Annotated in this window: 12 protein-coding genes and 1 pseudogene; 9 read left to right on the forward strand and 4 right to left on the reverse strand. The window is 67.8% G+C overall.

The genetic code is table 11. The annotated features are described in order from the left end of the window. Positions 1–11: 11 nt before the first annotated feature. Genes AC3A6P_RS15390 through AC3A6P_RS15400 form a run of 3 tightly spaced genes read right to left on the reverse strand, consistent with a single transcriptional unit; the run spans position 12 to position 3,819 of the window. On the reverse strand, positions 12–1,088 hold the full coding sequence (locus tag AC3A6P_RS15390; RefSeq protein WP_487692493.1) for an LLM class flavin-dependent oxidoreductase: 1,077 nt from the start codon (positions 1,086–1,088) through the stop codon (positions 12–14). Then, positions 1,085–2,446 (reverse strand): FAD-dependent oxidoreductase, encoded by a 1,362-nt coding sequence (locus tag AC3A6P_RS15395; protein ID WP_487692494.1) that lies wholly within the window; start codon positions 2,444–2,446, stop codon positions 1,085–1,087. Before AC3A6P_RS15395 ends, AC3A6P_RS15390 begins: the two co-directional genes overlap by 4 nt. A 35-nt stretch (positions 2,447–2,481) precedes the next feature. Beyond that, positions 2,482–3,819 carry an LLM class flavin-dependent oxidoreductase gene (locus tag AC3A6P_RS15400; protein ID WP_487692495.1) on the reverse strand — a complete coding sequence of 446 codons (1,338 nt, stop codon included), beginning with the start codon at positions 3,817–3,819 and terminating at the stop codon, positions 2,482–2,484. 108 nt (positions 3,820–3,927) lie between these two features. Between AC3A6P_RS15400 and AC3A6P_RS15405 the strand changes: the two genes are divergently transcribed. From AC3A6P_RS15405 to AC3A6P_RS15445, 9 genes and pseudogenes are all read left to right on the forward strand, one after another. After that, complete coding sequence (locus AC3A6P_RS15405; RefSeq protein ID WP_487692496.1) at positions 3,928–4,626, forward strand: NAD(P)H-binding protein; 699 nt, start codon at positions 3,928–3,930, stop codon at positions 4,624–4,626. Beyond that, positions 4,623–5,693, forward strand: a complete 1,071-nt coding sequence (locus AC3A6P_RS15410) for a DUF7405 family protein (RefSeq protein WP_487692497.1) — start codon at positions 4,623–4,625, stop codon at positions 5,691–5,693. Before AC3A6P_RS15405 ends, AC3A6P_RS15410 begins: the two co-directional genes overlap by 4 nt. A gap of 58 nt (positions 5,694–5,751) precedes the next feature. Further along, positions 5,752–6,339, forward strand: coding sequence for a ComEA family DNA-binding protein (locus tag AC3A6P_RS15415; RefSeq protein ID WP_487692498.1), 588 nt, complete (start codon positions 5,752–5,754; stop codon positions 6,337–6,339). A 15-nt stretch (positions 6,340–6,354) separates the two neighbouring features. Further along, positions 6,355–7,572, forward strand: a complete 1,218-nt coding sequence (locus tag AC3A6P_RS15420; RefSeq protein ID WP_487692499.1) for an acyl-CoA dehydrogenase family protein — start codon at positions 6,355–6,357, stop codon at positions 7,570–7,572. Positions 7,573–7,737: 165 nt separating this feature from the next. Then, the gene (locus AC3A6P_RS15425; RefSeq protein ID WP_487692500.1) at positions 7,738–9,333 is read left to right on the forward strand and encodes an ABC transporter substrate-binding protein; all 1,596 of its coding nucleotides are present in this window, start codon (positions 7,738–7,740) and stop codon (positions 9,331–9,333) included. Positions 9,334–9,335: 2 nt separating this feature from the next. Beyond that, on the forward strand, positions 9,336–10,304 hold the full coding sequence (locus AC3A6P_RS15430; protein WP_487692501.1) for an ABC transporter permease: 969 nt from the start codon (positions 9,336–9,338) through the stop codon (positions 10,302–10,304). Beyond that, on the forward strand, positions 10,304–11,173 hold the full coding sequence (locus AC3A6P_RS15435) for an ABC transporter permease (protein ID WP_487692502.1): 870 nt from the start codon (positions 10,304–10,306) through the stop codon (positions 11,171–11,173). The genes AC3A6P_RS15430 and AC3A6P_RS15435 overlap by 1 nt, the downstream gene beginning before the upstream one ends. 15 nt (positions 11,174–11,188) lie before the next feature. After that, complete coding sequence (locus AC3A6P_RS15440; protein WP_487692503.1) at positions 11,189–12,820, forward strand: ABC transporter ATP-binding protein; 1,632 nt, start codon at positions 11,189–11,191, stop codon at positions 12,818–12,820. A gap of 5 nt (positions 12,821–12,825) precedes the next feature. After that, a pseudogene (locus AC3A6P_RS15445) lies at positions 12,826–13,179 on the forward strand (LLM class flavin-dependent oxidoreductase); the annotation flags it as partial. A gap of 20 nt (positions 13,180–13,199) precedes the next feature. Here the strand turns inward: AC3A6P_RS15445 and AC3A6P_RS15450 are convergent. Then, a complete protein-coding gene (locus AC3A6P_RS15450; RefSeq protein ID WP_487692504.1) occupies positions 13,200–14,132 on the reverse strand; it encodes a LysR family transcriptional regulator in 933 nt (310 codons plus the stop codon). Positions 14,133–14,385: the final 253 nt, after the last annotated feature.

Here is a 14,385-nt window from a genome sequence, read left to right on the forward strand (position 1 = left end):
TCTGATTTCTCCTAGCGCACGGGTGCCGGCTGCCGCAGCCGCGGCAGCAACTGGTCGCCTACCCGCTCGACCTCGGACTTGTACGGGGTGTCGGACAGGACGAAGTGGCTGACGCCCAGATCAGCGTAGCGTTGCAACGCGGTGCTGACATCAGCGGCGGAGCCCACCAGCCAGGTGGTGCCCGCCCCTCCGCCGCCGTAGCGGCCGGGCGTGGTGTACAGGCACGAGTCGAGCACCTCACCGCGTTCGGCGAGATCGAGGAGCCGGCGCTGGCCCACCGCTTCGCTGGGTTTGCGCGAATGCAGATCTGGCCGGCCCGCGATTGCCGCGATCTTGGCCTCGGCGTCGCGCCAGGCTTCCTCGGTGGTGTCACGCACCAGCGTGGTGACGCGCAAACCGAACTCGAGTGGCGCGTGCTCACGACCCACCGTGTCCGACAGCGTGCGCAGCCGGTCGATCCTTTCAGCCACCCCGTCCAGCGGCTCGCCCCAGAACAGCTGCACATCGGCTTCGGCGGCGGCCACCCGCTCGGCGGCCTCCGAGGCGCCGCCGAAGTACAGCCGCGGGTGGCGGCCGTGTTCGGCACCGACGGGGTGCTGTGCCACGGTGGAGTTCTGCACCCGGAAGAACTCGCCGTCGAAGGTCACGTCTTGGTGGTGCCAGAGGCGCCGGACCAGGTGCAGGAATTCGCGGGTGCGGTCGTAGCGGCGGGCTTTGTCGAATTCGCCGTCACCGTAGGCGGCCGGGTCGTCGGTGCCGCTGACGATGTTGATGAACAGCCGGCCACCGCTGAGCTGGTCGAGTGTGGCTGCCGCGCTGGCGAAGTGAGCGGGATGCCAGTAGCCGGGGCGGATGGCCACCAGCGGGGTGAATGTGGTGGTTCTGGCGGCGATGGCGGTGGCGACGGTGAAGGTGTCGGGCCGTCCCCAGCCGGTGCCGATCAGTGCCCCCGCCCACCCGTGCCGTTCGGCGCGCAACGCCAGGTCCACCGAGTAGTCCAGCGTGCCCCAGCCGTCGACGGTATCGTCGCCGCGGTGCCCCGGTTCGACCGTGTTGGGGATGTACCAGAGAAATTCGTGGTGTGTCATCGGCTCACCGCGGCCGCGGCGGCCTGAGTCCTGCGCAGGTCGGCCAGCACCAGATCCCGGGTGATCGCCTCCACCAGGCGGGGCACCCCGATCCGCAGGCTGGGGATGTCGCCGACCGGCCTGCCGAAACTCACGTTCGCGCCGATGCTGAAGACGTGGATGTCGGCCAGCCAGGGCGCGGTGCCCGGCTGCTTCTCGGTGAACTCGTAACCCGCACCCAGATACGGTGCTACAGACAGCAACTCGTTCTCCGAACCGGCCGGGGGCGTGAACCGGTCCTTCCACCGCGCGATGTACGGGGCGATGGTCGCCAGTTCGGCGCGGGTGTTGGGATCCTGATGATAACCGGTGCCCGCGATCACGAAGTCGAAGCTGTGCTCACCGTCACCGGCCACGACCCGGACCCGGCCGTCGGCGGCCTCGGCGCTCACCCACGGCGCGGAGACGTGCAGATGATAGTTCGAGAAGGCAGCCGCCCGGGTCACCGAATCTTCCGGCACATTGGCGCCCGCGTTGGCGGCGTCAAGACGCTGCTGCCAACGCTGCTCGTCGGGTAGGAGGTGGAAGACGTCCTGCACCAACGGGTTCGGTCGCTTGTTGAGGTTGGCGACCACCACCGCCGGGCGGCGGGTGAACACATGCACCTCGGCGGCACCGGCTTCCAGCGCGGTGGCCGCGGCGTCGAAGGCCGAGGCCGCCGCCCCGAGCACCGCCACCGATCTGCCGCGCAGCGCGGCGAAATCGATGGCATCGGCGGTATGGGCCCACAACGAACGTGGCAGAGCCGTGAGCGCATCGGGAACGTGGGGGCCGCCGGTGCCGGCGACACCGCCGGCCAGCACGATCTTGCGGGTGTGCTCGGTCCAGCGTCTGCCGCCCTGTTCCAGCGTCAGTCGCAAGCCGGAACCGGCCGGCTCGATGTCGGTGACCCGGATGCCGTGCCGGATGTCGACGCCCACCTGCTGCCGGAACCAACTCAGGTAGTCGGCCCAGTCGGCGGTCGCGATCCGGTCGATATCGTCGAAAGCCGCTGCCCCATGCCGGCTCTCGAACCACGCGCGGAACGACAGCGCGGCGTTGCCCAGCTCGGGACCGGAGATGGTCTTGGCGGTGCGCAGCGTGCGCATCCGCGCCCTGGCCCGCCACGCCGAATCCGCCTCGCCGAGTCCGGCGTCGATCACCGTCACCCGGGCCACACCGGCCCGCTTCAACGCATGGGCGGTGGTGATACCGCTCTGGCCACCGCCGATCACCGCCACGTCATGCTCGACGTCGTCGGTGGCGGCGATCCAGTCGTGGCCGTCGAGGCCCAGCAGTCGCAGCGATTCCTGAGCCGCCACACCGGCGATATCGGTCACGGAAAGGTTCCTCTCGGGTTGGGGGGTGCGGGTCATCACACACCCGCGCGGGCAAGCAGATTCGTGTTGGCGGGGCGTTCCAGCCGGTAGTGCCCGCGCAGGGTCTCGGCGGTGTACTCGGTGCGGAACAGGCCGCGGGCGCGCAGGAGCGGCACCACATGGTCGACGAAGAGTTCGAGACCCGATGGCAGCAGCGGCGGCATGATGTTGAAGCCGTCGGCCACCCCGCCCCGGAACCATTCCTCGATGGTGTCGGCCACCTGCTCCGGGGTGCCGGTGAAAGTGCGGTGACCTCGCCCTCCGCCGAGGCGGCCGATCAACTGACGCACCGTGAGACGTTCGCGACGCGCGAGCTCCACGATTAACGTGTAGCGGCTCTTGGCGCCCTCGATGGCATCTTCGGGCAGCAGGTCGGCGGGCAGTTCGCGGTCCAGGTCCAGCTGCTCGAGCGGCACCCGCAAGGTATTGGCCAGCTGCTGATGGGCGTACTCGGCAACGATGGCCTCATCCAGCTCCCGGTCCTTGGCCGCCGCCTCGGCTTCGGTGCTGCCGATCACCGGGACGATCCCGGGCAGGATCTTGATGGTGTCGGGGTCACGGCCCACTGCGACGGTGCGCGCCTTGAGGTCGGTGTAGAACGCCTCGGCCTCCGCGAAGGTCTGCTGGGCGGTGAACACCGCCTCGGCGAACCGGGCGGCCAGGGCCTTACCGTCCTCCGATGAGCCTGCCTGCACCAGCAGGGGGTAACCCTGAGGTGAGCGGGGGATGTTCAGCGCGCCTTCCACCGAGAAGAACTCTCCACGGTGTGCCGGCGGATGGATCTTCGCGCGGTCACCCCACACACCGGCGGCCTTGTCGGCCACGATTGCGTCGTCTTCCCAACTGTCCCAGAGCTTTTGAGTCACCTCCACGAACTCCTGCGCGCGGGCGTACCGCGTGGCGTGATCCGGCAGGTCGGTCAGGCCGAAATTGCGGGCCGCGTCCAGGGTGGCGGTGGTGACGATGTTCCACCCGGCCCGCCCGCGGCTCACGTGGTCCAGGGAGGCGAACCGGCGGGCCAGGTTGTAGGGCGAGTTGTACGACGTCGACGCCGTGGCGATGAGCCCGATCCGTTCGGTCACGGCCACCAGCGCGGTCAGCAGCGTCAGCGGTTCCAGCACCCCCAGCGGCCGCCTGCCCACGTCACCGTTGAGCTGCGGACTGTCGGCCAGGAACAGTGAATCGAAGGTGCCGCGCTCGGCGATCCGTGCCAGTTCGGCGTAGTGCGCGACGTCGGTGGCGGCGTAGGGATCACTTTCGGCCAAGCGCCACGACGCCTCGTGGTGCCCGGTGCTCATGAGGAACGCGTTGAGGTGTAGCTGACGGGTGCTCACGGGTCGCAACGTATCGACACCCGAGGTGAAAATCTCCGAACTTTCGCTACGGGAAAGCTGTAGTGGGAGTGCGTTGATCAATCCCAGCACCCGTTACAAGCTGGGACAATGGTCAATATCGTCGAGCTCGCCCCGGTCTTCGCCGAGGCGGACCACCCTGACTTCGTTGTGGTCAACGGCATCTGGAACGCCCGCGACGAGTCCGCGTCGCTGGCACGCACGCGCGGCCACGCCTACTGGCGGCCCGCCGACGGCGGTGTGCGCGACGCCGAGCTGTCCTCCGCCCTGGCCATCGCGAACGCGGTGATCATCGCCCCCACCGCGGCGGCGGCCACCGGGATGCGGCAGCCGGTCGACGGAGCGCAGGCCGGCCGGACCGTCGGACACCGCCTGCTCGACCACTTGAGCGCCGACTGGCCCGGCGTGCACGTGGTGCTGGTGTCCCATTTCCTGGTGGGGCACGGCCACGCACACCGCAACGCCAAACCCCAGACCTGGGGATTGCGCGCGCTCGAAGCGCATCTGCGAGCGGGCCGCAATCCGTACACCATCCTGCGCCCGACGTGGCTGTCCACCATTCACGACGCGTCCTACCAGATCCGGCTCACCGGGGACCAGCACGCCGACGGACTGGTCAGCACCGCCAGCATCGCCGCCGCGGTGATCGCGGCAGTGGAGCATCCGCAAGAATCGGCCGGGCGCACCGCCGCGATCTACAACCTGAGCATTCCCGGGGCTGCAGCCACCGCCGACCTGGCAGACCAATTCGCCGCTCTGGAACAGGATTTCGAGACGGTGGCGGTGTGAGCGCAGTCCTGCCCGCAGTGGGGCAGCACGAATGGGAGGCGACGTTCGGACGCGACGAGCTGGGGCGCCCGGTGCCGCCCAGCCGGCATCTGCTGGTTCTCGTCGAGCTGGCGGGGCGCCCCGACGAACAAGCGGCCCGACACCTCGAGAACGCGCTGTCGGCGCTGGAACGTCGCTACTCTCACGACCGCGACGGCCTGCTGTCGACCGTCGGCTGGGGGCCGCGCTGGTGGGACCGCCACTCCGAGTATCCGGGCCTGATCGCCGCCGCCGCACGGATGTCGCGGTGGGAGGACCCCGTGATCGATCAGGCTGATGCGATCTTCCACTTCGCCAGCGATCACCAGGACATCCTCGACGACGTGCGCCAGCACCTGTTCGGCAGCGGTGAGTCGGCGCAGGGGGAGTACCTGACCGTTCAGGAGGTGCGGACCGGCTTCGTCGGCGCCGGACTGCCCACCGAGGCGTTGCCGGAGTTGGGAATCCCGGCGTCATCGCCACTGTTGTTCGGCTTCCATTCGGTGCATCGTGGCAATCAGGCCCCTGAGCGCGCGATCACCATCAGCGACGGACCTCTGGCCGGCGGCACCACCCAGCACGTCAGCCGGATCGCACTGGATGTCGCGCGCTGGCAGTCCTATGACCGGGACCGTCAAGCCGCCCTGCTGTACGCGCCCACCGTGACGGCAGCGCAGGCGGCTGCCTTCGTCGACGACGCCCCGAGCGACTACGAACGATACGAGCACACCGTCCGCCAACACGGCATCGTCGGGCACGCTCAGGCGGCCGCACGCGCCCGCGTCGACAACGTGCCGGTGATCAACCGTCGGGACTTCGCCACCGTCGACGACGGCCTGCCGGGCACCCACTTCGTGTCTCTGCAACGAGAACTGCGTGACTTCAACAACACCCGGGCCATCATGAACGCCGCCGACGGCGCCGATCACCACCGCGGGGTCGGGGCCCGCCGCCGTAACGGCATCAACGCGTTCTTCGACGTCACCCACCGCGCCACCTTCGGGATCCCGGCCCGCCCGCTGCGCGCCTACCCGCACCGCCGCCCGTGATCCCGGTCGTCGACCGATCCGGATCCCGCCTGACCCCCACAGAACAGGAGCACCGCTGATGTCGACGGACGCCGCCGACGCGATCCGCGAGATCCTGGCCGATCCGGCCCTGCCGGTGACCGCGCTGCTGGACGGTATCTCGGGACACCCCGGCGTGGACGCCGAGCGGATCATCGCCCTGCGTGAAGCACACGACTACCTGGTCAGCCGTAGGCTGGCCCGCTCGCCGGCTCTGCTCGAGGAAGTGCGCGGCATCGACCCGGCGTTGGCGTCCACGCTGCGCTGGCACACCACGCTGGTGTCGTACCTGTCTGGGCTGCCCCCGTCGCGGCCACGCAACGCCGTCCTCGGCGACGTGCACCGCGGGGATCTGCTGACCTGGGCCGACGCGGTGGTGACCTGGCAGTGGAATGCCGATGCCTCACGCGCTGACGGCCTTCTGGAGGTCGCCGAATTCCCCGGCCTCTACGACTCGATACTGTTGTGGGACAACCACTCCCGATCGGTGTTCGTCCTGCCGACGCACCGGGACGGCATCAGCTGGACACCCGGAGACAGTGGCTGGCTGGTGCGCGTCGACAACGCCTACCTGCACGGTGACGAACTGATCGTCACCGACGACCCACGCGATCACCCCGACTTCTGAGACAGGAGCGTCCCGATGACCGGCACCCTCACCGCCCGCCCGCCTGCGATCGACTCACCGCAGCTGCAATCGGTGATCGACGAGATCGCCGCCGACGCACGGCGCCGCCGCGAGGATCCGGCGGCAGATCCGCAACCGCGGCGGGCATTACAGCTGGCCCGCGACCATCGACTGGGTGCGGTGCGGCTCCCGGCCGAACTGGGCGGGGGAGGCTACTCCAAGAGACAGTTCTTCGAGCTGGTGATCCGCCTGGGGGAAGCCGACCCGGATGTTCCGCACATCCTGCGGGTGCACTGGGGTTTCGTCGAGGACCGCTTGCGCCGCCGCAGGATCGAGGAGGGCCGGCCCTGGCTGGCGCAGATCGCCGAGGGAATCCTGTTCGGCGGAGCCAACTCCGAGCTCAACGACCGCCCGCCGGGGTTGTACTCGTTCGACACCACGCTGCTGGCCGACGGTGACGGATACCGGCTCAACGGGCGAAAGTTCTACAGCACCGGCAGCCTGTATTCGGACTTCCTCCGGATCACCGCCAACGACGCCGACGGCGCCCAACTCAGTGTGCTGATCCCCGCCGACCGCGACGGGGTGGTACACGAAGACGATTGGGACGGCATCGGTCAAGCGCAAACTGGCAGCGGCAGTACCGTTTTCGACAACGTGCACGTCCACGCCGACGAGGTGATCCCGTTCGAGCGGTTCGGCGACACCGACAAACCGCGCGGCTCACAACCGCAGCTGATCCTGCACGCGATCGCCGCAGGCATCGTGCGGTCGGTCACCGCCGATGCCGCCGAGCTGGTGCGCACCCGGCGGCGCAGCTACTCCTGGGCGGTCACGGCAGAGCCCCGTCACGATCCGCAGCTGCTGCAGGTCATCGGATCGCTGTCGTCGGCGGCTTTCGTCGCCGAGGCCACCGTGTTGGCTGCCGCCGATGCACAAGACCGGGCGGCTGAATTCGCGTTCGAGAACGGACGCGCCGACGACGAGCTCGAGCACCAGGCGTCACTGCTGGCGTCGAAGACGAAAGTGGGTATCGAGGAACTCGCGCTGCGGGTGGCCGGCGACCTGTTCTCCGTCGGCGGTGCGTCGGCCACCCGGGCCTCGGTGCACCTGGATCGGCACTGGCGCAACCTGCGTACCTTGTTCTCCCACAACCCCACTGTCTACAAAGCCCGAGTGGTCGGCGATCACCTGGTCAACGGCACTGCGCTGCCGCGCGTCGGATTCTTCTGACGCGGCGCACCGCAAGAGAAAATCCTGGAACCACCCTGCCGCGTGCCGCAGGAGCCTGAGGGTTCCGGAGCGCGCTCAGTGCTGCGCAAGAGCGGTTGCCGCGCTTGACAATTCGCAGACGTGCCGTGCCTGTACTCATGCACGCCATCACACAGACGAGGACACATGCCCCGATTCAGCAAGTTGATCGCTGCCGCCGCTACCGTGGTGATGCTGGCGTCGTGTTCCAGCCAGCAACAGGCACCCAGCACCGGGCCCACCGGTGAGCCGCAGCAGGGCGGCACACTGACGTTCTCGGACGTGCAGTTCGTCACCGACGCGCTGAGCACCAACTACACCACCGCCAACCTGCTGTTCCAGGTGGTCGACCGGCTGGTGTACATCGACCCGGAGACAGGCGAGGTGCACGGCTGGCTGGCGCAGGAATTCTCGCGTAACGAGGATGCGACGCAGTACACCTTCACCATCCGGGACGGGGTCACCTTCAGCGACGGCACCCCGTTGAACGCCGACGTGGTCAAGGCGAACTTCGATCAGCTGGGCAACGGCGATCCGGCCAAGAAGATCCCCGCGTTCAGTGATTTCGTCGGCTACGACCGCAGCGAGGTCAACGGCAACACCATCACCGTCTTCCTGGACCGGCCCAACACCAACTTCTACAAGGTGGCCGCCAACGGACGCGCGGCCATCCGCGGCCTGGCCACCCTCGCACTCGACTACGACGGCCAGTCCCAGATCCAGAACGTGGTGGGCTCAGGCGCTTTCGTGATCGAATCGCAGATCCCCGATCAGGAAGTGGTCCTGGCCAAGCGCTCGGACTACGCCTGGCCACCGGCCACGTCACCCAATCAGGGTGCGGCCTACCTCGACAAGCTGGTGGTCCGGGTCATCGGCGAGCCCGGCCTGCGGGCCGGCGCGGTGCAGTCCGGGCAGGTGGATCTGGCCCGCGGTATCCAACCGACCGACGAACCCGCCCTCAAACAGGGCGGTTTCCAGGTGATTCCGGTGGCAGCGCCGGCGCTGACCGTCAACCTCGTCGGGTTCCGGGTGGGCAACGAACTGGTCGACGATTTCCGGGTGCGACGGGCACTGCAGCTCGGGATCGACCGCCAAGCCGTGGTGGACACGGTGCTGTCCGACAGCTACCAGGCCAGCGATTCGGTGCTGGGCCACGACGACCCGCTGTATACCGACGTCAGCGCAGACATCGGGTACGACCCGGAGAAGGCGGCGGCGCTGCTCGACGAAGCCGGCTGGAAGGTCGGCAGCGACGGCATCCGCGAGAAGGACGGCCAGAAACTCAATCTCACCTTGGCGGCGTCCAATCAGAGCGTGGTGTTCCGTCCTGCCTTCGAGTTCATCGAGGCGGGCTGGCGCGAGCTCGGCGTCGGGTTGGTCAACCGAGCCGGTGACACCACGTTCTTCAACGCGTCCAACACCGATCCGGCAACACCGCTGCTGGGCACCAGAACCGGCTACAACATCGGGCTGGGCCTGCTGTTCGGCAGGCCGAACGGAAACCTCACCTTCACGGAGAATGCCGACCTGATCACACTCTCGGACGAAGAGCTCAAGTCCACCGACCCGGCGCAGCTCAAGGACGTGGTGGCCCGCGAGCAGCAGAAGATCATCGACGAGCAACTGGCGCTGATCCTCTGGGACGAGGTGCAGGTGCACTCGGCGGCCCCGGACGTTCACGTCGAGTTCTCCAACTACACCGAGCCGCTGCTGCAGAGCGCCTGGAACTCCGGGCAGAGCTGAGCATGCTCAGGTACGTTCTCGCCCGCATCGGCCAGTCACTGCTGGTCCTGCTGCTCGCGTTCACGGTCATCTTCTGGGGCGTCAGCATCCTGCCTGCCGACCCTGTGACGATCTTCGTCGCCAAAGGGGAGGGTTACTTCAATCCCGATGTGGTGGAGCAGGTCAAGCAGTTCTACGGCTACGACCGGCCGCTCTGGGAGCAGTACGTCACCCAGCTGAACCAGCTGGCACACGGGCAATTCGGTTTCTCGCTGTCCAGCGGGCAGTCCGTCACCGGTCGGATCGGGGGCGTGATCGGCGAGACGCTGAAGCTGGCCACCACGGCCACCGTGATCGCCCTGCTGCTGGCACTGACCATCGTGGTGGCGGCCACCACAGGCAAGGTCGAGTGGCTGCGCTCGTTCATCCGAAGCATCCCGCCGCTGTTCAGTGCGGTCCCCACCTTCTGGCTGGGACTGGTTGTGCTGCAGATCTTCTCGGTGCAACTCGGATTGTTCTCGCTGTTTCCGGACGGGTCACTGGTGTCGCTGTTGGTGCCCGCTCTGGTACTGGCGGTGCCCATCTCGGCGCCCATCGCGCAGGTGCTGCTCAAGAACGCCGAGGCGACGTTGGCACTTCCGCACATCAACACCGCACGTGCCAAGGGTGGCACCCCGGGCTGGGTGATCCGCAAGCATGTGCTCAAGAACGCCGCCGGGCCCGCACTCACCGTCACCGCCACCACCATCGGCGCACTGCTCGGTGGATCGGTGGTCACCGAAACGGTCTTCTCCCGTTCGGGTTTGGGCACCGTGCTGCTGGACGCGGTTTCCACCCAGGACATCTCGCTGATCCAGGGGCTGGTGCTGCTGACCACGGTGGTGATCGTGGGCGCCAACCTGCTGGTGGATCTGATCTATCCCATTCTCGATCCGCGGGTCACCAAATCGCAGCGGCAGGGTTTCAACACCCGGTTGGGGAGGTTCAGCTGATGGTGGCCCTCACAGAGCCGGCCTCACCGTCGGTGTATCGCCGGCTCGGGGACCGGGTACTGGGCGCGGTGCGATCCGCGCCGTGGTCGGTCCGGATCTCCGGTGCCGTCCTGGGGCTGGTGACAGCGTGGGCACTGGCGCCTGGCTGGTTCACCGACCAGGATCCGCTCAAAGGCAACGCGGTGGAGAAGTTCTCCCCGCCCAGCCTGGCCCACTGGTTCGGCACAGACCACCTGGGTCGCGACGTCCTTGCCCGGGTCATCCACGGCACCTCGCACACGATCCTGACCGCGGGGCTGGCCGTCGCGGTCGGACTCGTGGTGGGCAGCATCATCGGGGTGCTCGCCGGCGTGTCCGGCCCCGTGCTGGACTCCGTGGGCATGCGAGCCGCCGACGTGCTGCTCGCTCTGCCGAGCTTCCTGGTCTCGGTGTGGATCGTCACCGCCTACGGCCCGGGTCCGCTGTCGGTGGGCATCGGCGTCGGTATCGGGTCCATCGCGATCTTCGCGCGGGTGTTCCGCGCCGAGGTGTTGCGGGTGCGTGCGCTGGACTACGTCGAGGCGGCGTTCCTGTCCGGTGAGACGCGCTGGGAGGTGATCCGAAAACACGTCCTGCCCAACGCTGTCGGTGCGGTGGTGGCGTTGGCCGTGATCGACCTCAGCGGAGCCATCCTGGCCATCTCGGCGCTGGGCTACCTCGGCTACAGCGCGCCGCCACCCACCCCCGAGTGGGGGCTGCTGGTGGCCGAGGGCCGCAGTTACCTGGCCACCGCCTGGTGGCTGACCTCACTGCCCGGCGCGGTGATCCTCGTGGTGATCGTCGCACTCGGGGTCGTCAGCAGGCGAGTGCTGAAATCCAACCGGATCTGACCTGGAGGACGCACCATGGCCGAACCCCTGCTCCAACTGTCCGACCTGACGGTGACCTACCGGGGTGAGCACACCGACACCGCAGACAAAGTGGCGTTGGACAAAGTGAACCTGACGGTCGACCGCGGCGAATTTGTCGCGGTGGTCGGCGAATCCGGTTCCGGCAAGACCACTTTGGCCAACGCCGTGGTGGGACTGCTGCCGCCCGCGGCGACGGTGAGCGCCAGCGGTCTGTCGCTGGCGGGGCAGAGTACCATCGGCCTCTCCGAGCGGGCGTGGAGCCGGCTGCGTGGGAGGACGGTGGGGCTGGTACCACAGGACCCCGGCGCCTCCCTGAACCCGGTGCGGACCGTCGGCGCGCAGCTCGCGGAGATCTTCGAACTGCAGAAGGCGAAACTCGGCCGGCAGGAGATACGGTCACGGTGCGTCGACCTGCTCGAACAAGTCGAGATCGACCACGCCGAGCAACGGCTCAAGCAATACCCCGGCGAGTTGTCCGGTGGTATGCGGCAGCGGGTGCTGATCGCCATGGCGTTCGGCCTCGACCCTGAACTACTGGTCGCCGACGAGCCGACATCCGCGCTCGACGTCACCGTGCAGAGCCACGTGCTACGGATCTTCGACCGGCTGGTGGCCGAACACGGCACGACCGTGCTGTTCGTCACGCACGACATCGGCGTCGCCACCGACCACGCCTCGCGGGTGGTGGTGATGCGGCACGGCAAGGTGGTGGAGGACGCCGATGTCGAGAGCATCGTCCGCGCCCCGCAATCGGAGTACTCCGCGCGCCTGGTGCACCGTATCGGGGCGATCAACCGGCCCGAGCGCCCCACCGCAGCCGAAAGCGAGGTGGTGATCGCCGTCGAGAACCTCGCCAAGGAGTTCCGCACCGGCCGCCGCGCCAAGCACCTGGCTGTCGACCAGGTAAGTCTCGATGTACGGCGCGGCGAGACGGTGGCGCTGGTCGGGGAGTCCGGGTCGGGCAAGTCCACCACTGCCAAGATGATCATCGGGTTGACCAAACCCACCCGGGGCACCGTGCAGGTGCTCGGCCGCGACATCACCGCTCTGCGTCAACGGGAGCGCCGCGAGCACTGGAAGGACATCCAGTTCGTCTACCAGAATCCCGATTCGGCGCTGGACCCGCGGTGGACCGTGCGGCAGATCCTCGACGGTCCGTTGCAGGCCTTCGGCGTCTCCGACCGTGCCGACCGTGCCGAACGGGCCACCCGGATCACCGAGGCGCTCGACAATGTGAACCTGGCTCAGGACAAGCTCGATCGCCGGCTAACCGAGTTGTCCGGCGGAGAACGGCAACGCGTTGCGATCGCCCGGGCAATCGTGGTACGTCCCGCGGTGCTGCTGCTCGATGAACCGTTGTCAGCGCTGGACGTCGTGACCCAGGATCAGATCATCGGCCTCCTGCTGGCGCTGCAGGACCAGCTGGGACTGAGTTACCTGTTCATCTCCCACGATCTGTCCGTGGTGCAACGCATCTCACACCGCGTCGTGGTGCTCAAGTCCGGCAGAGTGGTCGAAAGCGGCGACACGGCTGCGGTGTTCGCCGCTCCGCAAGCCGAGTACACCGGGGCGCTCATCGAGGCGATCCCGGGCCGGCGGCTCGCGGGATTGGCCGCTGCGCCGTGACCGCGGTGTTCTTCGTCTCGTCGGAATTCCATTTCCAGGACCGGTTTCCACGTTGGAAAAGCGCCGAAGCGCAGGCGGCGCCGGCGAACCGGCGGACCCGTCCGCACGACGTGGCGCGGTTCGCCCGGGAGTTGGAGGGCATCGGCTTCGACGCCATCTTCATCGCGGACTTCGCCGGCCTGAACCGCACGCAGATCCGCTATCGGGGCCCGCGCTTCTTCGAACCGCTCACCCTGGCGACGTACCTGGCCGCCCACACCGAGCGGATCGGGCTGGTGATCACCCAGTCCACCCAGTTCTCCGAGCCCTACACCGTGGCCCGGGAACTCACCTCCTTGGACCGGCTCTCCGGTGGCCGCGCGGGATGGATCGCGTTGGCTCAGGACGCGACGCTGAGTTCTTCGTCCGAGCGTTGCGGCAACGCATCAGCTGCGATCAGCCGGAGGGTGCGCAGGATCAACGCGATGTTCGGGTCGCGGTGCCGGCCGGCGCGGACCACCGCGCTGATGGTGCGCCCACCCAGCTGCAGATCCGGCACGATCAGCGATTCCAGCCGCTGCGGCACCGACAACCGGGGAACGATCGCCGAGGCGGTTTCGGTGGCCGCCAGATCGCAGATGTTCTGCGCGCCGATCAGACGGTGTTTGACCTGCGGGGTGAATCCGGCACTTTCGCCGGCGCGCATGACAGCAGCACCCAAACCGGAGTTCTGCGGACCGGTCACCCACTGGTTGTCCGCCAAGGCCGCCAGGCCGCCCTTACGGATGCGTAGATGAGACTGCTTGGGTGCGAGCAACACCAGCGGTTCGAACAGCAGAGCCTCACTGGTGAGTCCGCCCACCGAGTTGTCACCGAGGAAGTCGTAGCTGCAGGTGATCGCGACGTCGATCTCGCCTTGGCGCAGCAGGCGGAGTGCCTCGGGACTGTTGGTCTGTTGCACCTCGATCCGCAGATCGGGTTCGTCTGCGGACAGGCGTTGCATCAGCGGGACAGCCAGGGTGGGAATGCCCATGTTGAACGCGGCGATCGCGACCTGGCCGGAGGTCCGATCACGGGTGGCGGCCACCGCGCTCATCGCCTCGTCGACGGCGTTGAGGACGCGGCGGACATGGTCGACGAGCACCTGCCCGCTGCGGGTCAGTCCCAGGGTGCGGCCCTCGCGGCGGAACAGCACCGCGCCGGCCTCCTCCTCGAGCACGCGAAGTTGTTGAGAAACAGCAGAACTGGTGATGTTGCGGCGCTCGGCCACGGCTGTCACCGAACCGAGATCAGCGAGATCGCACAGCAGCATCATGCGGCGTAGATCGAGCATCACGCACCCCCGGTGATCGTTGCGGACGGTGCGGGGAACAGAGAACGGGACATGTCTTGGACCTCATCAATGTGCGAGAAAACGGCCTGATTGCCGGGCAATCGGCCGGGCGGTGGCTGCGCTTGGGCGCGCGACAGAAGCGGCGTGTGTTGACGGTGTGAAAGTGCGTCAGCGACAACAGACAGCGCTACAGGAGCGCATGAGGTCGACATGCAGTCGAGCGATGAGATCCACCGATGTCACGGATCAGATG

It is taken from the genome of Mycobacterium sp. Soil_C_30 (assembly GCF_057656995.1).

Bases quoted from the DNA above. Each gene is read 5' to 3' on its own strand.
- AC3A6P_RS15405 (WP_487692496.1), top strand. From the start codon at position 3,928: ATGGTCAATATCGTCGAGCTCGCCCCGGTCTTCGCCGAGGCGGACCAC.
- AC3A6P_RS15430 (WP_487692501.1), top strand. From the start codon at position 9,336: ATGCTCAGGTACGTTCTCGCCCGCATCGGCCAGTCACTGCTGGTCCTG.
- AC3A6P_RS15415 (WP_487692498.1), top strand. From the start codon at position 5,752: ATGTCGACGGACGCCGCCGACGCGATCCGCGAGATCCTGGCCGATCCG.
- AC3A6P_RS15390 (WP_487692493.1), bottom strand. From the start codon at position 1,088: ATGACACACCACGAATTTCTCTGGTACATCCCCAACACGGTCGAACCG.
- AC3A6P_RS15440 (WP_487692503.1), top strand. From the start codon at position 11,189: ATGGCCGAACCCCTGCTCCAACTGTCCGACCTGACGGTGACCTACCGG.
- AC3A6P_RS15435 (WP_487692502.1), top strand. From the start codon at position 10,304: ATGGTGGCCCTCACAGAGCCGGCCTCACCGTCGGTGTATCGCCGGCTC.
- AC3A6P_RS15450 (WP_487692504.1), bottom strand. From the start codon at position 14,132: ATGCTCGATCTACGCCGCATGATGCTGCTGTGCGATCTCGCTGATCTC.
- AC3A6P_RS15420 (WP_487692499.1), top strand. From the start codon at position 6,355: ATGACCGGCACCCTCACCGCCCGCCCGCCTGCGATCGACTCACCGCAG.
- AC3A6P_RS15425 (WP_487692500.1), top strand. From the start codon at position 7,738: ATGCCCCGATTCAGCAAGTTGATCGCTGCCGCCGCTACCGTGGTGATG.